The following is a 21,369-nucleotide window of genomic DNA, read 5'->3' as shown; positions in this document are numbered from 1 at the left end:
CCCGCGCCCCGCTGGCGCGAAGCCCGGCGGCGCCCGTCCGGGTGGTCCGCGCCCGGCAGGCCCGCGTCCCGGCGGCAACCGCGGCCCACGCGGCGGCGGTGGCGGCGGGTTCAATCGCTGATCGTTCGATTCGATGTTACGGCCGGGTCTTCGCGACTCGGCGCATGATCCCGGGTACGCGCTGCGCGCGGACCCGGGCTACGACACCATCGTAGAGCGGGTCGAAGACCCGCTGCCCCGCTTCCGTCAGCCGACCCTCCCTCACCGCAGCGGATCTTCCGATCCGCTCCACACGATGCCTGTCATCGGTGCGCGCCTCTATGCCCGCCCCCGATGCACCCAGCGGTACAGCACCGGCAGCACGAACAGGGTCAGCAGGGTCGACGAGAGAATGCCGCCGATCACCACCGTGGCGAGCGGGCGCTGCACTTCCGAGCCGGCGCCGACGTTGAGCGCCATCGGCAGGAAACCCAGCGAGGCGACCAGTGCGGTCATCAGCACCGGGCGCAGGCGTCCGAGCGCGCCATCGACCACCGCGTCGTCGAGGCGCACGCCCTGCTCGCGCAGCCTGCGGATGAAGGAAATCATCACCAGGCCGTTGAGCACCGCCACGCCGGACAGCGCGATGAAGCCGACCGCCGCCGAGATCGAGAACGGCAGGTCGCGCAGCGTCAGCGCGACCACGCCGCCGGTCAGCGCGAGCGGTACGCCGCTGAACACGATCGCGGCATCCTTCGCCGAGCCGAAGGCCCAGAACAGCATCGCGAAGATCAGCATCAGCGTGACCGGCACCACGACCGACAGGCGCTGGCTCGCCGAAATCAGCTGCTCGAAGCTGCCGCCGTAATCGATCCAGTAGCCGGTGGGCACGTCCACGCCCGCATCAATCTTTCGCTGCAGCTCGCCGACGAAACCGCCCAGGTCGCGACCGCGCACGTTGGCGGTGACCACCACGCGGCGCTTGCCGTCCTCGCGGTTGATCTGGTTCGGACCGAGCGAGGTCTCGATCGTCGCCACCTCGCGCAGCGGCACGGTGCGCGGTGCGCCCCAGGCGGCATCGCGACTGGATTCGTCGCGGTTGTCGTCGTCGCCGGGCGCGGTCGCCGCGAGCGGGATGGGCAGGTCGGCAAGCGCGGCAGGATCCTGGCGGAGGCGTTCCGGCAGGCGCACCACGATGTCGAAGCGACGATCGCCTTCGAACAGCTGGCTCGCGACCTCGCCGCCGACTGCCGTCGCCACGGTGTCCTGCACCACGCCCGGGTTCAGGCCGTAGCGCACCAGCGCCTGCCGGTCCGCGCTGATGGTCAGCAGCGGCAGGCCGGTGGCCTGTTCCAGCTTCACATCGGCCGCGCCGGGCACGGTCTTCGCCACGGCCTCGATGCGTTCGCCGACCTCGGCGAGCGTGTCGAGGTCGTCGCCGTAGAGCTTGATCGCCACGTCGGCACGCACGCCCGAGATCAGCTCGTTCATGCGCATCTGGATCGGCTGGGTGAACTCGTAGTTGTTGCCGGGCAGCTGCTTCACCGCCGCCTCGATCTCGGCGACGACCTGCGCCTTCGGCTTGCGCGGATCCGGCCACTGCGCGCGCGGCCTGAGCATGATGAAGGTGTCCGCGACCGAGGGCGGCATCGGATCGGTGGCCACTTCCGCCGTGCCGAGCTTGCTGAAGACGTCCTTCACTTCCGGGAACCGGGCGATGCGCGCTTCCAGCGACACCTGCATGCGGATCGCCTGCTCCAGGCTGGTGCCGGGGATGCGCAGCGCGTGCATCGCGATGTCGCCTTCGTCGAGGCTCGGGATGAACTCCGAACCCAGCCGGGTCGCCAGCCAGCCACTCGACGCCAGCAGCGCCAGCGCGCCCGCGACGACGGCCTTGCGATGCGACAGCGACCACGACAGCAGCGGCGCATACGCGCGCCGCGCCCACTGCATCAGCCTGGTGTCCTTCTCCTCGACCTTGCCGCGCAAGAACAGCGCCACCGATGCGGGCACGAAGGTCAGCGACAGCAGCATCGCGCCGGTCAGCGCCAGCACCACGGTGATCGCCATCGGATGGAACATCCTGCCTTCGACGCCGGTGAGGGCGAAGATCGGCAGGTAGACCGCGGTGATGATGCCGAGGCCGAACAGACTGGGACGGATCACTTCGGCGGTGGCGCTCGCGGCGGTTTCCAGCCGCTCCTCGTCGTTCAGCGCACGGCCCAGCGCGTGCTGCAGCTCACCGAAGCGGCGCAGGCAGTTCTCGATGATGATCACCGCGCCATCGACGATCAGGCCGAAATCCAGCGCGCCCAGGCTCATGAGATTGCCGGACACGCCGCCACGGACCATGCCGGTGACGGTGAACAGCATCGACAGCGGGATGACGGCGGCGGTGATCAGCGCCGCGCGGAAATTGCCGAGCAGCAGGAACAGCACCACGATCACCAGCAGCGCGCCCTCGACCAGGTTCTTGGTCACGGTGGCGATGGTGCGGTCGACCAGCGAAGTGCGGTCGTACATCGGCGTCGCGGTGACTCCGGGCGGGAGGCTCCTGCCGGCCTGTTCGAGCTTCGCGGCAGCAGCCTGCGACACCTCGCGGCTGTTCGCGCCGATCAGCATGAACACCGTGCCGAGCACGGCCTCGCGACCATCGTGCGTGGCCGCGCCGCTGCGCAGTTCGCGGCCTTCGTCCACGGCCGCCACATCGCGCACCCGGATCGGCACGCCGTCACGGCGATCCAGGACGATGTCGCGGATCGCGTCGAGATCGGCCACCTGCCCCGGCGCGCGCACCAGGAACTGCTGCCCGTTGCGCTCGATGTAACCGGCGCCCACGTTCTGGTTGTTCGCGGCGATGGCGCGCACCACGTCATGCAGGGTGAAGCCCAGCGCGACCAGTCGCGCGGGATCGGGCGTGACGTGGATCTGCCGCGCGAAGCCGCCGATCGTGTTGACCTCGGTCACGCCGGGCGTGTTGCGCAGTTGCGGGCGGATCACCCAGTCCTGCAGCGTGCGCAGGTCGGTGGCCGTCCACGCGCTGCCGTCGGGCTTGCGCGCCTTCGGGTCGGCGTCGACCGTGTACATGAAGATCTCGCCCATGCCCGTGGCGATCGGCCCCAGCTCGGGTTCGAGTCCCTCCGGAAGCTGCGATGTCACCTGCTGCACGCGTTCGGCGACCTGCTGGCGCGCGAAATACAGGTCGGTGCCGTCCTTGAACACCACCGTGACCTGCGAAAGGCCGTAGCGCGAGATCGAGCGCGTGTAGTCCAGACCGGGCAACCCGGCCATCACGGTCTCGACCGGAAAGGTCACGCGCTGTTCGGTTTCCAGCGGCGAAAAGCCGTCGGCGCGCGTGTTGATCTGCACCTGGACGTTGGTGATGTCGGGCACCGCATCGATCGGCAGGCGCAGCGCGCTCCACGTGCCGATGGCGATCAGCGCCACGGTCAGCGCCAGCATCACCCAGCGATGCGCGATCGCGAAGCGGATGGTGCGCTCGAGCGGACCGATCCCAGCGCCGTCGTGTCGGTCAGTGGTCATGGCTCGCCCCCGATTTCTCGATGTCCGCCTTGACCAGGTAGCTCTGCTCGACCACGACCTGGTCGCCCGCCTTCAGACCGGATCGCACTTCCACGCGCTCGGCATCGCGGTCACCCAGTTCGACCGGACGCACCTCGTAGGTGTCGCCGACGCGGATGAACACCACGTCCCAGTCGCGGAAGGTCTGCAGCGCCGACAGCGGCACCACCAGCGCCGCAGGCTTGCGCGCCACGGTGATCCGCGCCTTCACCGCCGATCCGGGACGCCATAGGCCGTCGGCGTTCGGGATCGTCGCGCGCGCGACCGTGCTCTGGCTGGCGGTCGCGGTGCCGGGCAGCACGCGCTCGAGCGTCGTGACCGCCTTGGCGCCATCGCTGAGTCGCGTGACTTCGATCGGCACGCCCGGCTGGATGTGCTGCGCGTCAGCGCCGAATACGTGCACGTCGACCCACAGCGAGGACAGGTCGGCGATTTCGAACAGCGACGTGCCCTCGCCCGCCACGCCGCCGACGGTGGCGTCGCGCGACATGACGACGCCGGAGATCGGCGCGGTCACGGTGTAATCCGTGAGGCTGAGGTTGCTTTCCACCGTCGCCAGCGGCTGGCCGACGCGCACGCGGTCGCCGACGTTGGCGCGCAGCGCGCGGATCGGCCCGGGGAAGCGCGCCATGACCCTTGCGGCACGCCCTTCGACCGTGGTCAGCAGGCCCTGCAGTTCGTGCTGGTCGGCGATCTCGCCCGGCCCGGCCGCAGCCACGCGGATGCCCGAGTCCATCGCGATCTGCGCAGGGATCACGGTGCGTCCCTCGTAGCTCTCGTAAGCCCAGCGCAGCGACTTGCCGCCGATCTTCGCGATCACCTCGACATCGAAGGAATGCGGCTCGCCGACGACGGTCGCAGCCATCAGGCTGCCGTCCGCCTGCGGCTTCAGGACATGGCTCTCCGCGATGTCGCCGAGACGCTTCAGGCGGACTTCGACGCTGCCGGCCTGCGGGGGCAAGGGCTTGCCGTCGCGGTACAGCCAGGCCTGGTAGGTCGGCGGGCGCCCGGTCTCGGCGATGGCCAGTTCGACCGTGTGGCCCTCGGCTTCGAGCAGGCGACCGCCGTGCTCGCCCTTCTTCGGCGCTTCGCCTTCGTCATGGCTTGCGTGTCCATGTCCATGATCGTCATCGGCATGGGTCTCATCGGCATGTCCGCCGGTTTCGCCACCGCAGGCGGCCAGCATCAGCGCCAGCGCGACCGCAGCCATCAGGGGTCGTATCGTCATGGAGAAATTCCTTGTGCGTTGGCATTCGGGGCGACGACGAGCGTCTGCCCGGTCAAGCGCTGCAGTTCGATCAGCGCGCGCTGTGCTTCGAGTGCGGCGTCAAGCTGCTGCCTGCGCGCCTGTGTGCGCTCGGACTGCAGCTGCGCCCATTCGAGGTAGCTGATCGCACCTGCACGGTAGGCGCGTTCGGCGGCGGATTCGGCCTGCGCGAGCTTCGGCAGCACCTCGTCGCGCAGGCGGCGCACTTCGACTTGCGCCAGGGCATAGCGACCGCGCGCATCCGCCAGGGTGGAATACAGGGACATGCCGCGCGCTTCGCGCTCGATCTCCAGCGACGCGAGTTCGGCCTCGGCCGCGCGGATGCTTGGTTCGGCGCGACCGCGCGTGCCGAGCGCCATCGAGACGCCGCCGACCAGGCCGATGTCGCCATCCGTCTGCAACCGGCGCACGCCGACCTGCCAGTCGAGATCCGGCGTCGCCTCGCTGCGCGCCAGTTGCAGGCGGGCCTCGCGGATGCGCTGTTCATCAATGAACTGCACCAGCTCCGGCGTGCCGTCGAGCATCGTCGCCAGCGCGGACGCAGGTTCGATCGTCGGCAGCGACAGCGGATCGCCGCCCGAGACGACGAAACGCGGATCGCGTTCGCCCCACAGCGCGGCGAGATGCTGGCGCGCACCGATGCCGCGCTGCACGGCGCGGTCGCGTTCGAGTTCGGCGCGCGCCAGAGCGGCCTGCGCGGTGAACACCACCGACTCCGGCGACGCACCGGCCTGCAGCCGCTGTCGCGCGGCGGCGACGGTGCGCCTGCGCTGGGTGATGTCCTGCTCGGCGATCCGGCGCTGGTGCTCGGCGGCGACGGCCGCGAGATGCCGGCGCGCGACCTCGGCCAGCAGGTCGAGTCGCGTGGTCTCGCGTTCGACGGCGAGCGCATCGATGCGGCTCTGCGCCAGCGTGCGGCGCGCGTCGAGCTTGCCGCCGCGCTCCAGCACGGAGGCCAGGCTCAGGGTCAGCTCCGCGCCGCCCAGGCCGGCGGAATCGCCGCTGCCCAAGGCGTTCTCCAGCGTGGCGCCGGCGACGAAAGCCGGACGCTGCAACGCACGGTCGCGCTCCGCCTGCAGCAGGTCGCGACGTGTGTCGAACAGGCGCAGCTCGGGATGGGTCTTGTTGCGATGACTGGCGACGCGAGCGAACGCGTCGTCCAGGGTCAATGTTCCGGGGGACTGGTCGTCCAGTCGCCCTTTTTCAGGAGTCGGGCGCTCGCTGGCATGGACAGGCCACGCCAGCGCGCACGCCACGACCCACGCGGCGAGCGCCGCGAGTCGCATATGCATGGAAATGCTCCGATGTCGTCGTGAAGTGAAGCGCCGGCATCCCGCCGGCTGAACTCACGCGTCGATCGGGGGACGGAACGGGGTGTCAGCGGGCGACTCGGGAGGCGCGTCATAGCCGGAACTCGGCGGACGCGAGGCGGAGACGAGCCTCAGGGGCAGCGGCAGGCCATCCGGCGCGAGCCATTGCGGCTGCGCGCAGCAGTGCGCATGGTGCGACAGCGCATGCAGGACACTGGTGTCGTGACCGCCTTCGCCCGGCGATGGCGGCACATCGTCATGTGCGTGGTCATGTGCATCGTCGTGTACATCACCCTCGACATGCGCGATGCCCTCGCCGAGGTGACCCAGGCTCTCGTGCAGCTGGCCGTAGGCGGCCATCACCGGCTGCAGGACGAAGCCCAGCACCAGCATCATCACCAGGAGGATGCGTCGGGAGGCGGATCTGCGGCGGCGGGCAGGTCTGGTCACGGTCGGCAAGGGTAAGCGCGGCACATGCGGTTACACAATTCCAGCGCTGCGCGCGTCGATGAAGTCGGACTTCACACAAGCGCCATACGCAGCCCGCCCGACCCGGCGAGAGTGCGCCCGTCCCCATCGACGGAATCGCCATGGCCGCAGCTCCCGAACGCGACTACGACCTCGTCATCGTCGGCGCCAGCTTCGCCGGTGCGGCCTGCGCGCTGGCTGCCGCGCAGTACGGCCTGCGCGTCTGCGTGCTGGAGCGCAAGCGCGACCCGGGCCTGAAGCTGCACACCACTGGGATCATCGTGAAGGAGGCCGCCGAACGCACCTGGCTGAACCAGATGCCGGCCGGCCTGGTGCGCCGCGTCGACAAGGTCCGTCTGTACGCGCCGAACCTGCGCGATGTCGCGCTGCAGGTGCCGGACTACTACTTCCTGACCACCGACACGCCGAACCTGATGCGCTGGCTCGCCGACGAGATGCGCGGCCAGGGCGTCGACCTGCGGCTGGCGCATTCCTTCACCGACGCCACGCACAGCGTGCAACCGCATCGCGGGCGCTGGCACCTGCCCGGCGTCGGTCACGCGCACTGGCTGGTCGGTGCCGACGGCGCGAAGTCGCGGGTCGCACAGCGTTTCGGACTCGGCGCGGTGCGCGATTTCCTCTACGGCGTCGAATACGAATTCGCAGACCTCGAACTGCACGAACCCGACGTATTGCACTGCTTCATCGACAAGCGCCTGGCACCGGGCTACATCGGCTGGGCCACGCAGAACCCCACGGGCGTGCAGTTCGGCCTGGCCTTTCGCCACGACGTGGGCCGCGCCGGCACGCCGGACGTGACCGCGCTGCGCGAACGTGTCGGCGCCCGGCTCGGCATCCCGAAGGACCTGCCGCCCTCGGCCATTCGCGCCGGGCTGATTCCCTGCGGCGGCCCGGTCTCGCCGATCGCCAAGCCAGGCGTGATCCTCACCGGCGACGCAGCCGGCATCGTCTCGCCGGTCACCGCCGGCGGCATCCACTCGGCCTGGCAGCACGGCTGGGCCGTCGGCGAAGGCGTCGCGCGGCATCTGCGCGACGGCGGCCCGGCCCCCGAGCGCGTCGCTGCCGACGCCGCGCCGCCCTACCGCTTCAAGCGCGCACTGCGCTGGATCTTCGACCACGCCCAGTATGACTGGCCCTTCGACCTGCTGATCGGCAGCGCGCCGATGCGCTGGGCCGCGGAGCGGGTGTACTTCGGCGGGAGAGCGGTGCGATGAGCAGCGTCGAGACGACGGATGCGGCCACGGTCGCGGAGACACGCTTCGGTGCAGGATCGCTGCTGATGCTGCACCTGTTCGTCGTCTGGCAGGTGTGGATGGCACTGGACGGCTGGTTCGCGCTGATGCATGCCTTCCTGCCGCCAGTCCTGCCGACACGGGCAGCGGGCCTGATCGTGCGCGCACCGGGCTTCGCCGCGCTGAGCCTGACGCTGTCGGCGATGATGCTCGCGTTGGCCTTCGTTTCCCTGCGACGTGCAATGCGATCGCGTGGACGCTGGACACGCATCCTGGCGACGACCGCTGCGATCTTCTGGATGCCCCTGCTGTGCGGCGAAGCGATCCGCAGCGCGCTGGTCGAACCCACGCTGGCCTCGGCGCCGGCGGACTGCCGCGGATCGATCCTGCTGATCGAATCGATCCGATCGCACCTGGGCGGAGAACGTCCGCGCAGTCCGCATGCATGGATCGTCCATGGCCGCACCGTGAGGCTGTGGAGCTACCGAACCCTGCGCTTCGAATCAGACCCGTACTGGACCGGGGCAGCGACCGCCATCGAACGCTGCACGTCCGCCGCTGCACGGAGAACCTCGCCATGAACATCCGCCTGCCCATGCAATGCCTGCGATACGCCAGCGTGGCCGCGCTCACCACGGCAGCCTGGTGGTTCCATGCCGACCTGTCTGCGCCCGACGCCTGCCTCGACATGGGCGGCGCGTTCGACTACGCGCGCTGGCTCTGCGACATCGAGGGCATCGAGGCGCATGCCTACATCGACACGCCGATCACCGCCCTGCCCTCGTTCCCGGTGTTCGCCACATGCCTGGTCGCGTATGTCGCGATGCGGATGCGGCCCGTACGTGCCCGGCGCGGGGCGCCTGGTCGCTGAGCCTCAACGCAGCTCGAACGCGTCGCCGTCCAGCATCGCCGGGAAGCGCTCGCGATGCGCTGCGAGTTCCTTCGCCTGCAGGGTGGTGGTGACGACCACCGGCTCATCGGTACATTCGCTGACCGGCTGACCAAGGAAATCGATCACCGCGCTGTCGCCGGAATAGTGGAGATGGTTGCCATCGGTGCCGACGCGATTGAGGCCGGCGACGTAGCACAGGTTCTCGATCGCACGGGCACGCAGCAGCGTCTTCCACGGATAGGCGCGCGCCGACGGCCAGTTGGCGACGAACAGCAGCAGGTCGTAGTCGAGCTGACCGGGGCGCTCCACGTCGTAACGGTTGCGCGCGAACACCGGGAAGCGCAGGTCGTAGCAGACCAGCGGACAGATGCGCCAGCCGCGCCATTCCACGGTGAGGCGTTCGCGGCCGGCGGTGTAGCGCTCATGCTCGCGGCCGTAGCGGAACAGGTGGCGCTTGTCGTAAGTGCGCACGTCGCCATCGGGCGTGGCGAACAGCATGCGATTGAAGACTGCATCGCCGTCACGCAGCTGCACGCTGCCGCAAACCGCCGCGTCGAGCGCCGCCGCCTGTTCGCGCAACCAGGCGACGGTCGGGCCGTCCATGGTCTCGGCCTGGGCGATGGCCTCGTTCGAGAAGCCGCTGGTGAAGGTTTCCGGCAGCACGACCAGATCGGTCTGGCCGCGCAGGCCGCCGATCAGGTCGCCGTAGTAGTCGCGGTTGCCGGCCGGATCGTGCCAGCGGGTGTCGCCCTGCACGAGGGTGATGCGCAAGTCGTCCATGTCAAAGCCTCATCAAGCGTTCGATCGCCGCGTCCATCGTGGCATCGTTCTTGGCGAAGCACAGGCGCGCCAGGCGCTGGCCGGCCGGCGGGGTTTCGTAGAACGGCGACAGCGGGATCGCGGTGACGCCCTTCTCGATGGTCAGCCAGCGACAGAATTCGACGTCGTCCAGGTCGCTCACGGCCGAATAGTCGACCAGCTGGAAATAGCCGCCCGGCACGGGCAGCGGCTTGAGCTTCGTCTGCAGGAGCTGTTCGCGGAAGCGGTCGCGCTTGGCGGCGTAGAACGCGCCGAGCTGCTCGTAGTGCTCGGGCTCGGCGTCGATCATCGCGGCGAAGGCGTGCTGCGCCGGGTGGAAGGTGCAGAACACGTTGTACTGGTGCACCTTGCGGAACTCGGCGCTCAGGGCCGGCGGCGCGATACAGTAGCCGACCTTCCAGCCGGTGCAGTGGTAGGTCTTGCCGAAGCTGGAGATCACGAAGGCGCGCTCGCGCAGCTCCGGGTAGCGCAGCGCCGACTCGTGGCGGGCGCCGTCGAAGACGATGTGCTCGTAGACCTCGTCCGACAGCAGCCAGATGCCGGTATCGCGGAGGATGTCGGCGACGGTGTTCATGTCGTCGACGCCGAGCATCGCGCCGGACGGGTTGTGCGGGCTGTTGATCATCAGCATGCGCGTCTTCGGCGTGATCGCCGCGCGCACCTGGTTCCAGTCCGGCGCGAAGGTCACCGGGTCCAGCGGGATGTGCACCGCGCGCGCGCCGGCCAGGTCGATGGCCGGCTCGTAGCAGTCGTAGCAGGGGTCGAGGACGATCACTTCCTCGCCCTCGCGCACCACGGCGTGGATCGCATTGAAGATCGCCTCGGTGGCGCCGCTGGTCACCGTGATCTCGGCGTTCTCGTCCGGGCGCACGCCGTAAACGCGCTCGGTCTTGTCGGCGATGGCCCGGCGCAGGGCCGGGATGCCGGTCATCATCGAATACTGGTTGTGCCCGGCGCGCATGGCCTTGTCCAGCTCGTCGACGAGGCGCTGCGGCACGGGGAAGTCCGGGAAGCCCTGGCCTAGGTTGATCGCGCCGTGCTCGGCGGCGAGCTGCGACATCACGGTGAAGATGGTCGTGCCCACCTTGGGCAACTTGGTCTGCGGCATGCTCGATTCCTGCAGGGAATGTGGGGGAGGCCCGTTCATCTCCGTGACCGGACGACCGGCTGGCACAGGCCGGCTAACACAGGCCGGACGGGGGCGCCAGAGTTTACGGTCCGGCGCGCCTGGGTTAAACCTATGGAATGCCGTCCTTCCCCCCACGCGCAGACCAGGCACGGATCGCCGAGCTCGTCCGGGCGTACCTGGCCGCCGACTATCGCTGGGAACTGGCCGGCGACTGGCGCAACCTGCGCATCGGCGAACCCGCGCCGGAGCTGGAGCGGGAGTTTCCAGACGTCCGCCATTTCGGCCTGCTCTCGGCCTGGGACCCCTACTCGATCCCGCGGCCCGAACCGGTCAACCGCAAGGCCGACGACCTGCTGGAGAAGGACATCCTGGACAGCGGGCTGCGCTTCCGCGCGGCGTTCTCGTCGGCCACCAACCGCACTTGGCGCGAGCCGAGCTGGCTGGTGATGGACATGCCGGTGGCGGAGTTCGATGCCCTGTCGCGGCGCTACGGCCAGCTGGCCACGCTGTACTGGGCGGCCGGCGAGCGGGTGCGGCTGCGCGTCGACGCGGCGAAACCCGCCGGCTTCGGGTCGGACGACGCCATCGACTGGCTGCCCCCCGACGCGCGGGATTGATCGGCGGCCGGTCGGGGCTCACCATAACCGGCCGTGGCGACCCTTCCCCCCGTATCGACATGCCGCACGGCGCTTCCCCTGATCGCATCGCACAGCTCATCGCCAGCTACCTGGCGGCGGATTACCGCTGGGAGCACGACGGCGTCTGGCATCGGCTGGTAATCGGCGAACCGGCACCGGAGCTCGATGCCGCCTTCCCGGATGCGCACCGCTTCGGACTGCTGACGGCAGCCAACCCCGGCCAACAGATGCGTGCGGACATCGACAACCGCAGCGCGGACCATGCATTGCAGCGACGCATGGATGCCTTGGGTCTGCGCTACCGCCCGGCGTTCGTGGCGGCCCGGAACCGGGTCTGGCGCGCCTACAACTGGCTGCTGGTCGGTCCCGAGATCGAGGCCTTCGATGCCCTGGCCCGCGACTTCGGCCAGGTCGGCACCCTGCTGTGGTCCCGGGGCATGCCGGTCCGTCTGCGGATGCGGGCATCGGCGCCTGCAGCCTGCGCGGGCCATCCCTGGGTGGACTGGGTGGACACCGGCGTCGCCGGCCCGATGTCTTCCCCGGCCGATATCGCCAAGGCAAAAACGGCGCACTCGCCGTAAAATCCGTGACCGTGGCCGGACCTTCTCCGGCCGATGTCACGCAATGACCGCATCCGATGGCTCCGCCCCGCCGCTGCTCACTGCACGCGGCCTCTGCTTCGCGCGCAACGACGAGCCGGTGTTCGGCCCGCTCGACTTCGCGGTGGATGCCGGCGAAGCACTGCTGGTGCGCGGCGACAACGGGGCCGGCAAGACCACCCTGCTGCGCGTCCTCGCCGGGCTGCTGCGCGCCGAGGCCGGCACCATCGAGATCGACGGCCGCGCGACGGCGACGCCCGAACGCACCCGCGCCCTCGCCTACCTCGGCCATCTGCCCGCGCTGAAGGCGGACCTGGGCGCCCTGGAGAACCTCGACTTCCTGTGCGGACTGCACGGCCGGTCCGGCACGCTGTCGCCCGACGCGGCGATGCGCATGGTCGGCCTGGACGGTTACCAGGACACGCTGGCCCGGCAGCTCTCGGCCGGGCAGAAGAAGCGGCTCTCGCTGGCCCGGGTCTGGCTGTCGCCGGCGCCGGTCTGGCTGCTCGACGAGCCCTACGCGAACCTCGATCTGGACGGCATCGCCCTGGTGAACCGCATGGTCGAAGCCCATCTGCGCGAGGGCGGTGCCGCCCTGGTCACCACCCACGGCGCCTATGCCGCGCCGCCGGTGCGCACCCGCGAGCTGGTGCTGAGGAAGGCCGCATGACGACGCCCCGCATGCCCGTGCCAGCCGACGCGCCGTCGCTGATGCGCGCCGCCGCCGCGCTTGTGCTGCGCGACCTGCGCCTGGTCTGGCGCCGTCGCGGCGACGCCTTCCAGCCTGCCTTGTTCGCGCTCATCGTGGTCGTGCTGTTCGCCCTCGCCCTGGGCAGCGACGCGAAACTGCAGGCGCGGGTCGCGGCCGGCGTGCTCTGGGTCGCCGCCCTGCTCGCCGGCCTGCTGGCACTCGACAGCCTGTTCCGCAGCGATGCCGAGGACGGTTCGCTGGAGCAGTGGATGCTGGCGCCGGTGCCGCTGGCCTGGCTGGTGGCGGTGCGCACCGGCCTGCACTGGGCCACGACCGCCCTGCCGCTGCTGCTGGCCACGCCGCTGCTGGCCGAATTGCTGCACCTGCCGCGCGCGCAGCTGCCGGTGCTGATGGCCGGCCTGGCGCTGGGCACGCCGCTGCTGAGCCTGATCGGCGCGGTCATCGCGGCGCTGACGATCGGCATGCGCCGCTCCGGTATCCTTGTTGGCCTGCTGGCGTTGCCGCTCTACGTGCCGGTGCTGGTGTTCGGTGCGGGCAGCGTCGCCGCCAGCGCGCAGGGCATGGACCCGGTCGGCGCGCTGCTGCTGCTCGCGGCGGGCCTGGTCGTCGCCCTGGTGCTGGCGCCGCTGACCGCGGCGGCGGCGATCCGGATCGCGGTGAACTGAGGATGCGCGGGCCTGCTCGCGATCGACTGCGTTTGAGACGACTCAAGTCGTCGCCTCGCGGATCCGTCCAGACTGCCGCAGCCGCATCGTCCGACCGCACTTCCCCCTTTCCGAGTTCGATCCCGTCTCCATGAACCCCGTCCTCCGCTGGTTCCACCAACTCAGTTCGCCTCCCTACTTCGATCGCTTCGCCGCGCGCTGGGTGCCGTGGTGCTTCGGCATCGGCCTGCTGATCATGGGCGTGGGCCTGTGGCAGGCGCTGTTCGCCGTCCCCGCCGACTACCAGCAGGGCGACAGCTTCCGCATCCTCTACATCCACGTGCCCTCGGCCTGGATGAGCATGCTCGTGTTCGCGCTGATGGCCGTGTACTCGGCGATCGCGCTGATCTGGCGGATCAAGCTGTGCGAGATCCTGGCGATGGCCTGCGCGCCGGTCGGCGCCGCGTTCACGGTGATCACCCTCGCCACCGGTTCGATCTGGGGTCGGCCGATGTGGGGCACCTGGTGGGAATGGGACCCGCGCCTGACCAGCGAACTGGTCCTGCTGTTCCTCTACCTCGGCGTGATCGGCCTGTATCACGCCGTCGAGGACCGTCGCAACGCTGCGCGCGCCGCCGGACTGCTGGCCATCGTCGGCGTGGTCCTGCTGCCGATCATCCGCTACTCGGTGGAGTGGTGGAATTCGCTGCACCAGGGCCAGACCATCCGCGTGTTCGGCGAATCGAGCATGGATCCAAGCATGCTGCCGCCGCTGATCCTGATGGTGATCGGCACCAAGTTCTGGTTCGCCGGCTCGCTGCTGCAGCGTGCCCGCGCCGACAACCTCGACCGCGAAGCCGGCAAGGACTGGGTCCGCCAGCGCGCGGGCCTCGACGGAGACACCACGCCATGACCTACCTCGGCTACGTCGTCGGCGCCTACGCCGTGTTCCTCGTCGTGATGCTCTGGGACATGCTCGCACCGGCCCTGCGCATCCGTCGCACCCTGCGCGACGTCCTCCAGCGCGCGCGCCGCGCCGCCGCGAAGACCGCCCCGACTTCCACGGACCTGCATCGATGAATCCCTCCCGCAAACGCCGCCTCTGGTTCGTGCTCGCGGTGCTCGCCGCCGCATCCATCGCCGCCGTGCTGGTGACCATGGCCCTGCAGCGCAACGTCGCCTACCTCTACACGCCGGCCGAAGTGCTGCGCGGCGCCGCCGGCGACAAGGTCGCGTCGGGCGACACCGTGTTCCGCCTCGGCGGCATGGTCGCGGCCGGTTCGTTCAAGCGCGCGGAAGGCTCGATGGAAGCGCATTTCCGCGTCACCGACGGCGATGCGGAAATGCCGGTGCGCTACACCGGCATCCTGCCCGACCTGTTCCGCGAGAAGCAGGCCGTGGTCGCCACCGGGCGCATGCAGGGCGACACCTTCGTCGCGGAGCAGGTGCTGGCCAAGCACGACGAAACCTACGTGCCGAAGGAAGTGGCCGACAAGATGGGCCTGGCGCACAAGAAGCACGGCGTGGCCGAGCCTGACGCGTCCGTAGATGGCAAGGCGCCCGCCGCCGCACCGGCCGACGCGCCGACGAAGGGGTACTGAGCCCGTGCATCTGCTTCCGGAACTGGGCCAGGTCGCCCTCGTCCTCGCGCTGCTGGTCGCGGTGCTGCAGGCGGCGCTGCCGCTGATCGGTGCGCAGCGCGGCATCAAGCCGTGGATGGCCGTCGCGCGCCCCGCTGCCTGGGCGCAGCTGGCGACGGTCGGCGTCGCCTTCGCCATCCTCACCTGGGCTTTCGTCCGCCAGGACTTCTCGCTGCGCTACGTCGCCGAGAATTCGAATTCGCTGCTGCCGATGATGTACCGCTATTCGGCGGTCTGGGGCGCGCACGAGGGTTCGCTGTTGCTGTGGGCGCTGATCCTCGCGGCCTGGACGGCGGCGGTGGCGATGTTCTCGCGCGCGCTGCCGGAGGTCGTCGTCGCGCGCGTGCTCGGCACGATGGGCGTGGTCAGCATCGGCTTCCTCGCCTTCATGATCTTCACCAGCAATCCGTTCGAGCGCATCCTCCCGGCCGCCGCCGAAGGCCGCGACCTGAACCCGCTGCTGCAGGACTTCGGCCTGATCGTGCATCCGCCGATGCTGTACATGGGCTACGTCGGCTTCGCGGTGCCGTTCGCGTTCGCGATCGCGGCCCTGCTCGACCGCAATGCGTCCAAACCGGAGATGGTCGCCGGCTGGCTGCGCTGGACCCGGCCGTGGACCAATGTCGCCTGGGCCTTCCTGACCCTCGGCATCGCGCTGGGCAGCTGGTGGGCGTACTACGAACTCGGCTGGGGCGGCTGGTGGTTCTGGGATCCGGTCGAGAACGCCAGCTTCATGCCGTGGCTCGCGGGCGCAGCGCTGCTGCATTCGCAGGCGATCACCGAGAAGCGCGGCAGTTTCCGCAGCTGGACCCTGCTGCTGGCGATCGCCACGTTCTCGCTGTCGCTGCTGGGCACCTTCCTGGTGCGTTCCGGCGTGCTGACCAGCGTGCATGCCTTTGCCTCCGACCCGGGGCGCGGCATGTTCATCCTCATCTTCCTCGGCCTGGTCGTCGGTGCCTCGCTGCTGCTCTACGCGCTGCGCGCCGACGATGCGCCCGGCAAGCCGTTCGCCGGCCAGTCGCGCGAGACGCTGCTGCTGCTCAACAACATCTTCCTCACCGCCGCCTGCGCGATGGTGCTGATCGGCACGCTCTATCCGCTGCTGCTCGACGCGATCGGCAGCGACGACAAGATCTCGGTCGGTCCGCCTTACTTCTCGCTGCTGTTCATCGTGCTGATGCTGCCGATCGTGCTGCTGGTGCCGCTCGGCCCGCTGGTGAAGTGGCAGCGCGACCAGGTGGGGAAACCGCTGCGCCTGCTGCTGCCGTGGCTCGGGCTGGCGCTGGTCTGCGGCGTGATCGCGTACGTCCAGGCACCGCAGGGCCCGCTGAAGACCGCCGCCGGCGTCGCCGGTGCGCTGTGGGTGGGCCTGGGCACCCTGCATTTCGTCTGGCAGCGACTGCGCAGCGCGGGCGGGCGACTCACCGCCGAGATGGCCGGCATGGCGCTGGCGCATTTCGGCATCGCGGTGTTCCTGGTCGGCGCGCTGCTGGTCGAAGCGCAGGTGCAGCAGCGCGAGATCGCGATGAAGCCCGGCGAGACCCTCACCCTCGGCCGGGACAGCTTCCGCTTCGACGGCGTGCAGCAGTTGCAGGGCCCGAACTACATGGCCAGTCGCGGCACCGTCGAAGTGTTCCGCGACGATCGCCGCGTGACCACCCTGCATCCGGAGAAGCGCGAATACGCCAGCGGCGGCCAGGTGATGACCGAAGCCGGCATCCGCCCCGGCGTGACCCGAGACCTGTTCGTCGCCCTCGGCGAGCCGCTGGGCGGCGGCGCCTGGGCGGTGCGCGTGCATGTGAAACCGTATATCCGCTGGGTGTGGATCGGCGCGCTGCTGATGGCGCTGGGTGCATTCGTGACGGCGGTGGATCGGCGGTTCCGACGGCTTCGACCCGACGACCACGCACAGGTCCTTGGCGCGCTGAAGACCGCAGCGCCTGCCGCTGCAGGTGTTGGCCTTGCGTCCGAGCACGGGGATTTCGCCCGTGATGCCGATACCTGCTTCGCCGGCAGCGACGGAGGAAGCGACTGATGGCCGCCAAACGCTGGCTCCCCTTCGTCGCCTTCCTGCTGATCGCCGCGCTCATGGCTGCGGGCGTGTGGATGAGCCGTCGCAGCGACCGCGACGCGCTGCCGTCGCCGCTGATTGACAAGCCGGCGCCGGAATTCGCGCTGCCGGTGCTGCACGAACCCGGCCGCATCGTCACCTCGAAGGAACTGCGCGGGCAGCCCTACCTGCTCAACGTCTGGGGCAGCTGGTGCCCCGAGTGCGTGACCGAGCACCCGGTGATCACCCGTTTCGCCGAGACCAAGCGCGTGCGCGTGATCGGCTACAACTGGAAGGACGAGCGCGCCGACGCGCTGGCCTGGCTGGAGCGCTTCAACAACCCGTACTGGCTGGTGCTCGCCGACGAGGAAGGCCAGGTCGCGATCGACTTCGGCATCTACGGTGCGCCCGAGACCTTCCTGGTCGACGGCAAGGGCATCGTGCGCTGGAAGCACGTTGGCGCGATGACCGACGCGATCGTTCGCGACGAACTGCTGCCGGCGCTGGACGCCGTGGAGAAGGGGCGATGAGCATCGATGTCGTGGTGAAAGGCAAATCCCCCCTGCCCCCCTTTTGCAAAGGGGGGGACCGCGTCGGAAAGAACGACACGTCGTCCCGCTTGTCTTCCCCCTTTGCCAAAGGGGGATCGAGGGGAATTTGCGTTTCCCTCATCCTCGGCCTGCTGATCGCCCTGCTCGCGTCGACCGCCGCGTTCGCGCAGAAGGCGACCGATCCCGCGCCGCTGCAGTTCACCAATTCGGCGGAGGAAAAGCGCTTCCACGCGCTGGTCGCCGAGCTGCGCTGCGTGATGTGCCAGAACCAGTCGCTGGCCGATTCCAATGCGCAGATCGCCGTCGACCTGCGCCGCGAAGTGCTCGAACTGATGCGCGAGGGCCGCAGCGACCAGGAGGTCCGCGACTTCCTCGTCGCGCGCTACGGCGAATTCGTGCTCTATCGTCCGCAGGTGGAAGCCAAGACCTGGCTGCTGTGGTTCGGGCCGCTGCTGTTCGCGCTGCTCGGCGGCGTGGTGGTCTGGCGCTTGCTGCGCCGCAATGCCGGCGCGGCGCCTCCGCCCGCCGACGATTCCCAGGAGTGGTGATGTCCGGTTCGTTCCCGTCCCCGGCCCTCGTGTTTTCGCTGATCGTCGCCGCGGCGACGCTGCTGGTCTTCGCCACCGTGCTGCGCCCGCTGTGGCGCGACCGGCCGCGCACCGCGCTGGTGTTGATCGCGATGCTGACCCTCGGATCGGCCGCGCTCTATCGCGTCGTCGGCACGCCCGCCGCGCTGGATGCCGCTGCCGTCGAACGCCCGGACACCATCGAGGAAGCCGTCGCCCAGCTCGAAAGGAACAGCGACCGTTTCGCCGACCACCAGGGCTGGGTGATGCTGGCCAACGCCTACACACGCATGGGCGATGCGACCAAGGCACGCGACGCCTGGGAAAAGGCGGTCGCGATGGCGCCCGACGACGCCGACCTGCGCGCCGCCACCGCCGAGGCCCGCGCCCGCGCGCATCCGCAGCAGCGCTTCGACGCACGGGCGGTCGAACACCTGCGCCACGCCCTGAAGCTCAATCCGAAGCACCAGCGCGCACGCCTGTTCCTCGGCGTGTCCCTGCGCCAGCAGGGCAAGCCGGCCGAAGCGGCCGAGGCCTGGATGCCGCTGCTCGCGAGCACCGAGGGCGATGCCCGCAACACGCTGCGCAGCGAAATCGACGCCGCGCGCGCGGATGCCGGCCTGGCGCCGCTGCCCGAGGATGCCGCCGCATCGACGCAGGACGCGCCGTCGAAGGACGCGCTCGTCGTGAAAGTCGCGCTCGATCCCGACTTCGCCGCGCGCGTTCGCCTGCGCGGCGATGCCACCGTCTTCGTCATCGCCCGCGCCGTGGGCGGGCCGCCGATGCCGGTCGCGGTCGAGAAGCACCCGCTGTCGTCGCTGCCGCTCACCGTCAACCTCGACGACGCCGACGGCCCGATGCCGACCGCGAAGCTGTCCGCGCTGCAGGAGGTCGAAGTGATCGCGCGCATTTCTGCCACCGGCAACGCCATGCGCGAGGACGGCGACATCGAATCCGCGCCGCAGCGCGTGCGCCTGCCGTCGACCGCGCCGGTGACGCTGACCCTCGGCACGCCCTGAGCCCAGTGCCATGATCGTCCAGCCCACCGCATCCGGAGACCGGCGGCGCCAGCGCCTGCGTCGCCTCCGCCTGGCGCGGCTGCTCGCGCTCGGCTGCGTCGCCGTGCTCGCGTTGCCGCTGCTGTTCCGGGTGCTGCCGGAGACCGGGGACAGCACGGAATCCACCGCCGTCTCGGCCCTGCTGTGGCTGCTCGACCTCGCCGCGCACTGGCAATGGCTGTTCGCGATCCTGCTGGTGGTGCTGTGCGCAGTCATCGGCCTGGCCGCGCATCGCGATCGGCGCTGGTGGGCGCTGATCCCGCTCGCAGCGTTGCCGCTGTGGACCGCCAGTCCGGTGCTGCCGGACGCCAGCGACAAGGCCACGCCCGAGCTGACCGTCGTCGTCGCGAATGTCCATGCCGGCAATCGCGATCCACGCCCGCTGCTCGACTGGCTGGCCACGGCGCCGGCCGATGTCGTCGTCCTGCTCGAACTCTCGCCGGCCTATGCCGACGCACTCGCCAGGGCCGCACCCGACTATCCCCACCGCGAACTGCTGCCGGACGACTCGCCGTTCGGCATCGGCCTGCTCTCGCGCCGCCCGCTGGCGGGGTTCGAGACCCATGCCAGCGCCGACGACATCCCCTTCCTGCTCGCGATGCTGGACACGCCACAGGGCCAGACACGGCTGATCGCGGTCCATCCGATGCCGCCGCTGCAGCCGCACTGGCGACATGAACGCGACCTGCTGCTGGAGGTCGCCGCGCGCGACAGCCGCGAACTGCCGACCCTGGTCGTCGGCGATCTCAACGCCACGCCGTGGTCGACCGCGCTGCTCTCGCCGCGCACGCGCGACCTGCGCCGCAGCACCGGCTTCGCGCCGACCTGGCGCCCCTTCGGCGGCCGCGTGTTCGGCCTGCCCATCGACCATGTGCTCGCCTCGCCTCACTGGCAGCGCGTGCACGCCGAGCGCGGACCCGACATCGGCTCCGACCATCTCCCCATCCGCGTCGCACTGCGCGGCAGCCAGTAGGCACATCGACATGACATGGACGTCACACGATAAGGAAACAACCATCGGGCATGGTCGCGTGTCCCGTGACGACACGCCCGGCCGTTACACTGCGCCGATGACCGAATTCATTCCCGCCGGCAGCCGCTTCGTCGACCTGCCCTCGCCCTTCGCGATGAAACGCGGCGGCGCCCTCCACGGCGCCCGGATGGCCTATGAAACCTGGGGCGAGCTCAATGCCGACGGCGACAACGCGATCCTGATCCTCACCGGACTCTCGCCAGACGCCCATGCCGCCAGCAACGCCGGCAATCCCGAGCCCGGCTGGTGGGAAGCCATGCTCGGCCCGGGCAAGCCGATCGACACCGACCGCTGGTTCGTGCTCTGCGTGAACACGCTCGGCAGCTGCAAGGGCTCCACCGGCCCGGCGTCGATCGACCCGGCCACCGGCACGCCGTACAGGCTGCGCTTCCCCGACCTGTCGGTCGAGGACTGCGCGGTCGCCGCCGCCCACGTCCTGCGCAGCCTCGGCCTCGAGCGCCTGGCCTGCGTGATCGGCAACTCGATGGGCGGCATGGTCGCCCTGTCGTTCCTGCAGCAGTTCCCGGGCATCGCCCATGCCCACATCAACATCTCCGGCGCCGCGCGCGCGCTGCCGTTCTCGATCGCGATCCGCTCGCTGCAGCGCGAGGCGATCCGCCTCGACCCGAACTGGAACAACGGCGAATACAGCGACGAGGCCTATCCCGAGGCCGGCATGCGCATGGCGCGCAAGCTCGGCGTGATCACCTATCGCTCCGCGCTGGAATGGGACGGCCGCTTCGGCCGCGTGCGCCTGGATTCGGACCGCCGCATCGGCGAAGACCCGTTCGGCCTGGAATTCGAGGTCGAGAGCTACCTCGAAGGCCACGCACGCCGCTTCGTGCGCCGCTTCGATCCGAACTGCTACCTCTACCTCAGCCGCTCGATGGACTGGTTCGATCTCGGCGAATCCTGCCACGGCACCTGCGAGGCCGGCCTGGCGAAGCTGCGCGTCAACCGCGCGCTTGCCATCGGCGTGCATACCGACATCCTGTTCCCGCTGCAGCAGCAGCAGGAGATCGCCGACGGCCTGCTCGCTGGCGGCACCGATGCCCGGTGCCTGCAACTGCCCTCGCCGCAGGGTCACGACGCCTTCCTCGTCGACATCGCCCGCTTCGGGCCGGCCGTCCGGGATTTCCTCGACGCGCTCTGAGCCTCGCACTGCAAGCGCCGCCGAGA

The 21,369-nt window shown here is 69.8% G+C and carries 22 protein-coding genes; 16 read left to right on the top strand and 6 right to left on the bottom strand.

Annotated features, from left to right (window positions below):
• Positions 1 to 318: 318 nt before the first annotated feature.
• From ACFQ0E_RS19060 to ACFQ0E_RS19045, 4 genes are read right to left on the bottom strand one after another with little or no spacing between them, the layout of a single operon-like run.
• Complete coding sequence (locus ACFQ0E_RS19060) at positions 319 to 3,522, bottom strand: efflux RND transporter permease subunit (RefSeq protein WP_386826576.1); 3,204 nt, start codon at positions 3,520 to 3,522, stop codon at positions 319 to 321.
• Positions 3,512 to 4,789 carry an efflux RND transporter periplasmic adaptor subunit gene (locus ACFQ0E_RS19055; protein WP_386826575.1) on the bottom strand — a complete coding sequence of 426 codons (1,278 nt, stop codon included), beginning with the start codon at positions 4,787 to 4,789 and terminating at the stop codon, positions 3,512 to 3,514. Before ACFQ0E_RS19055 ends, ACFQ0E_RS19060 begins: the two co-directional genes overlap by 11 nt.
• A complete protein-coding gene (locus ACFQ0E_RS19050) occupies positions 4,786 to 6,120 on the bottom strand; it encodes a TolC family protein (RefSeq protein WP_386826574.1) in 1,335 nt (444 codons plus the stop codon). Before ACFQ0E_RS19050 ends, ACFQ0E_RS19055 begins: the two co-directional genes overlap by 4 nt.
• A gap of 54 nt (positions 6,121 to 6,174) precedes the next feature.
• Entirely contained in the window at positions 6,175 to 6,588 is a 414-nt protein-coding gene (locus tag ACFQ0E_RS19045; protein WP_386826573.1) for a hypothetical protein, read from the bottom strand.
• Positions 6,589 to 6,728: 140 nt separating this feature from the next.
• Here ACFQ0E_RS19045 and ACFQ0E_RS19040 point away from each other — a divergent pair, with 140 nt between their 5' ends.
• From ACFQ0E_RS19040 to ACFQ0E_RS19030, 3 genes are read left to right on the top strand one after another with little or no spacing between them, the layout of a single operon-like run.
• Entirely contained in the window at positions 6,729 to 7,841 is a 1,113-nt protein-coding gene (locus tag ACFQ0E_RS19040) for an NAD(P)/FAD-dependent oxidoreductase (protein ID WP_386826571.1), read from the top strand.
• Complete coding sequence (locus ACFQ0E_RS19035) at positions 7,838 to 8,440, top strand: hypothetical protein (protein WP_386826569.1); 603 nt, start codon at positions 7,838 to 7,840, stop codon at positions 8,438 to 8,440. Before ACFQ0E_RS19040 ends, ACFQ0E_RS19035 begins: the two co-directional genes overlap by 4 nt.
• Positions 8,437 to 8,730, top strand: a complete 294-nt coding sequence (locus ACFQ0E_RS19030; RefSeq protein ID WP_386826568.1) for a hypothetical protein — start codon at positions 8,437 to 8,439, stop codon at positions 8,728 to 8,730. The genes ACFQ0E_RS19035 and ACFQ0E_RS19030 overlap by 4 nt, the downstream gene beginning before the upstream one ends.
• A 3-nt stretch (positions 8,731 to 8,733) precedes the next feature.
• Here the strand turns inward: ACFQ0E_RS19030 and ACFQ0E_RS19025 are convergent, their stop codons facing one another.
• Both ACFQ0E_RS19025 and ACFQ0E_RS19020 read right to left on the bottom strand, forming a co-directional pair.
• Positions 8,734 to 9,531: an amidohydrolase gene (locus tag ACFQ0E_RS19025; RefSeq protein ID WP_386826566.1), complete on the bottom strand. Its 798-nt coding sequence runs from the start codon at positions 9,529 to 9,531 to the stop codon at positions 8,734 to 8,736.
• 1 nt (position 9,532) lies between these two features.
• Positions 9,533 to 10,678 (bottom strand): pyridoxal phosphate-dependent aminotransferase, encoded by a 1,146-nt coding sequence (locus ACFQ0E_RS19020; protein ID WP_386826564.1) that lies wholly within the window; start codon positions 10,676 to 10,678, stop codon positions 9,533 to 9,535.
• A 137-nt stretch (positions 10,679 to 10,815) separates the two neighbouring features.
• Between ACFQ0E_RS19020 and ACFQ0E_RS19015 the strand changes: the two genes are divergently transcribed.
• The 13 genes from ACFQ0E_RS19015 to metX all read left to right on the top strand — a co-directional run bounded on the left by ACFQ0E_RS19015 (position 10,816) and on the right by metX (position 21,343).
• The gene (locus tag ACFQ0E_RS19015; RefSeq protein ID WP_386826562.1) at positions 10,816 to 11,316 is read left to right on the top strand and encodes a DUF3293 domain-containing protein; all 501 of its coding nucleotides are present in this window, start codon (positions 10,816 to 10,818) and stop codon (positions 11,314 to 11,316) included.
• Positions 11,313 to 11,918, top strand: coding sequence for a DUF3293 domain-containing protein (locus tag ACFQ0E_RS19010; RefSeq protein ID WP_386826560.1), 606 nt, complete (start codon positions 11,313 to 11,315; stop codon positions 11,916 to 11,918). Before ACFQ0E_RS19015 ends, ACFQ0E_RS19010 begins: the two co-directional genes overlap by 4 nt.
• Positions 11,919 to 11,961: 43 nt before the next feature.
• Positions 11,962 to 12,606 (top strand): heme ABC exporter ATP-binding protein CcmA, encoded by a 645-nt coding sequence (ccmA, locus tag ACFQ0E_RS19005; protein WP_386826558.1) that lies wholly within the window; start codon positions 11,962 to 11,964, stop codon positions 12,604 to 12,606.
• Between the two features lie 11 nt (positions 12,607 to 12,617).
• On the top strand, positions 12,618 to 13,313 hold the full coding sequence (gene ccmB, locus ACFQ0E_RS19000) for a heme exporter protein CcmB (RefSeq protein WP_386826592.1): 696 nt from the start codon (positions 12,618 to 12,620) through the stop codon (positions 13,311 to 13,313).
• A gap of 130 nt (positions 13,314 to 13,443) precedes the next feature.
• Positions 13,444 to 14,205, top strand: a complete 762-nt coding sequence (locus tag ACFQ0E_RS18995) for a heme ABC transporter permease (protein ID WP_386826556.1) — start codon at positions 13,444 to 13,446, stop codon at positions 14,203 to 14,205.
• Complete coding sequence (gene ccmD, locus ACFQ0E_RS18990; RefSeq protein WP_137852481.1) at positions 14,202 to 14,372, top strand: heme exporter protein CcmD; 171 nt, start codon at positions 14,202 to 14,204, stop codon at positions 14,370 to 14,372. Before ACFQ0E_RS18995 ends, ccmD begins: the two co-directional genes overlap by 4 nt.
• The gene (ccmE, locus tag ACFQ0E_RS18985; protein WP_386826554.1) at positions 14,369 to 14,893 is read left to right on the top strand and encodes a cytochrome c maturation protein CcmE; all 525 of its coding nucleotides are present in this window, start codon (positions 14,369 to 14,371) and stop codon (positions 14,891 to 14,893) included. The genes ccmD and ccmE overlap by 4 nt, the downstream gene beginning before the upstream one ends.
• Before the next feature lie 10 nt (positions 14,894 to 14,903).
• Positions 14,904 to 16,967, top strand: a complete 2,064-nt coding sequence (locus ACFQ0E_RS18980) for a heme lyase CcmF/NrfE family subunit (protein ID WP_386826590.1) — start codon at positions 14,904 to 14,906, stop codon at positions 16,965 to 16,967.
• On the top strand, positions 16,967 to 17,512 hold the full coding sequence (locus tag ACFQ0E_RS18975; RefSeq protein WP_386826552.1) for a DsbE family thiol:disulfide interchange protein: 546 nt from the start codon (positions 16,967 to 16,969) through the stop codon (positions 17,510 to 17,512). Before ACFQ0E_RS18980 ends, ACFQ0E_RS18975 begins: the two co-directional genes overlap by 1 nt.
• Positions 17,513 to 17,652: 140 nt before the next feature.
• Positions 17,653 to 18,081, top strand: coding sequence for a cytochrome c-type biogenesis protein (locus tag ACFQ0E_RS18970; protein ID WP_386826588.1), 429 nt, complete (start codon positions 17,653 to 17,655; stop codon positions 18,079 to 18,081).
• Positions 18,081 to 19,118 carry a tetratricopeptide repeat protein gene (locus ACFQ0E_RS18965; RefSeq protein ID WP_386826550.1) on the top strand — a complete coding sequence of 346 codons (1,038 nt, stop codon included), beginning with the start codon at positions 18,081 to 18,083 and terminating at the stop codon, positions 19,116 to 19,118. Before ACFQ0E_RS18970 ends, ACFQ0E_RS18965 begins: the two co-directional genes overlap by 1 nt.
• Positions 19,119 to 19,128: 10 nt before the next feature.
• A complete protein-coding gene (locus tag ACFQ0E_RS18960; protein ID WP_386826549.1) occupies positions 19,129 to 20,130 on the top strand; it encodes an endonuclease/exonuclease/phosphatase family protein in 1,002 nt (333 codons plus the stop codon).
• 97 nt (positions 20,131 to 20,227) lie between these two features.
• A complete protein-coding gene (gene metX / locus ACFQ0E_RS18955) occupies positions 20,228 to 21,343 on the top strand; it encodes a homoserine O-acetyltransferase MetX (RefSeq protein WP_386826586.1) in 1,116 nt (371 codons plus the stop codon).
• Positions 21,344 to 21,369: the final 26 nt, after the last annotated feature.

The organism is Lysobacter brunescens (genome assembly GCF_042677005.1).
Taxonomy (GTDB): domain Bacteria; phylum Pseudomonadota; class Gammaproteobacteria; order Xanthomonadales; family Xanthomonadaceae; genus Lysobacter_I; species Lysobacter_I brunescens.
Note: the sequence above shows the minus strand (reverse complement) of the source record. Positions and strands in the feature narration are given on the sequence as shown.

Coding starts and splice junctions, on each gene's coding strand:
- ACFQ0E_RS19020 (WP_386826564.1), bottom strand. CDS start 10,678: ATGCCGCAGACCAAGTTGCCCAAGGTGGGCACGACCATCTTCACCGTG.
- ccmB (WP_386826592.1), top strand. CDS start 12,618: ATGCCCGTGCCAGCCGACGCGCCGTCGCTGATGCGCGCCGCCGCCGCG.
- ACFQ0E_RS19030 (WP_386826568.1), top strand. CDS start 8,437: ATGAACATCCGCCTGCCCATGCAATGCCTGCGATACGCCAGCGTGGCC.
- metX (WP_386826586.1), top strand. CDS start 20,228: ATGACCGAATTCATTCCCGCCGGCAGCCGCTTCGTCGACCTGCCCTCG.
- ACFQ0E_RS18995 (WP_386826556.1), top strand. CDS start 13,444: ATGAACCCCGTCCTCCGCTGGTTCCACCAACTCAGTTCGCCTCCCTAC.
- ACFQ0E_RS19035 (WP_386826569.1), top strand. CDS start 7,838: ATGAGCAGCGTCGAGACGACGGATGCGGCCACGGTCGCGGAGACACGC.
- ccmE (WP_386826554.1), top strand. CDS start 14,369: ATGAATCCCTCCCGCAAACGCCGCCTCTGGTTCGTGCTCGCGGTGCTC.
- ACFQ0E_RS19040 (WP_386826571.1), top strand. CDS start 6,729: ATGGCCGCAGCTCCCGAACGCGACTACGACCTCGTCATCGTCGGCGCC.
- ccmD (WP_137852481.1), top strand. CDS start 14,202: ATGACCTACCTCGGCTACGTCGTCGGCGCCTACGCCGTGTTCCTCGTC.
- ACFQ0E_RS19015 (WP_386826562.1), top strand. CDS start 10,816: ATGCCGTCCTTCCCCCCACGCGCAGACCAGGCACGGATCGCCGAGCTC.
- ACFQ0E_RS18960 (WP_386826549.1), top strand. CDS start 19,129: ATGATCGTCCAGCCCACCGCATCCGGAGACCGGCGGCGCCAGCGCCTG.
- ACFQ0E_RS19060 (WP_386826576.1), bottom strand. CDS start 3,522: ATGACCACTGACCGACACGACGGCGCTGGGATCGGTCCGCTCGAGCGC.
- ACFQ0E_RS19050 (WP_386826574.1), bottom strand. CDS start 6,120: ATGCATATGCGACTCGCGGCGCTCGCCGCGTGGGTCGTGGCGTGCGCG.
- ACFQ0E_RS18975 (WP_386826552.1), top strand. CDS start 16,967: ATGGCCGCCAAACGCTGGCTCCCCTTCGTCGCCTTCCTGCTGATCGCC.
- ccmA (WP_386826558.1), top strand. CDS start 11,962: ATGACCGCATCCGATGGCTCCGCCCCGCCGCTGCTCACTGCACGCGGC.
- ACFQ0E_RS18965 (WP_386826550.1), top strand. CDS start 18,081: ATGTCCGGTTCGTTCCCGTCCCCGGCCCTCGTGTTTTCGCTGATCGTC.
- ACFQ0E_RS19055 (WP_386826575.1), bottom strand. CDS start 4,789: ATGACGATACGACCCCTGATGGCTGCGGTCGCGCTGGCGCTGATGCTG.
- ACFQ0E_RS19025 (WP_386826566.1), bottom strand. CDS start 9,531: ATGGACGACTTGCGCATCACCCTCGTGCAGGGCGACACCCGCTGGCAC.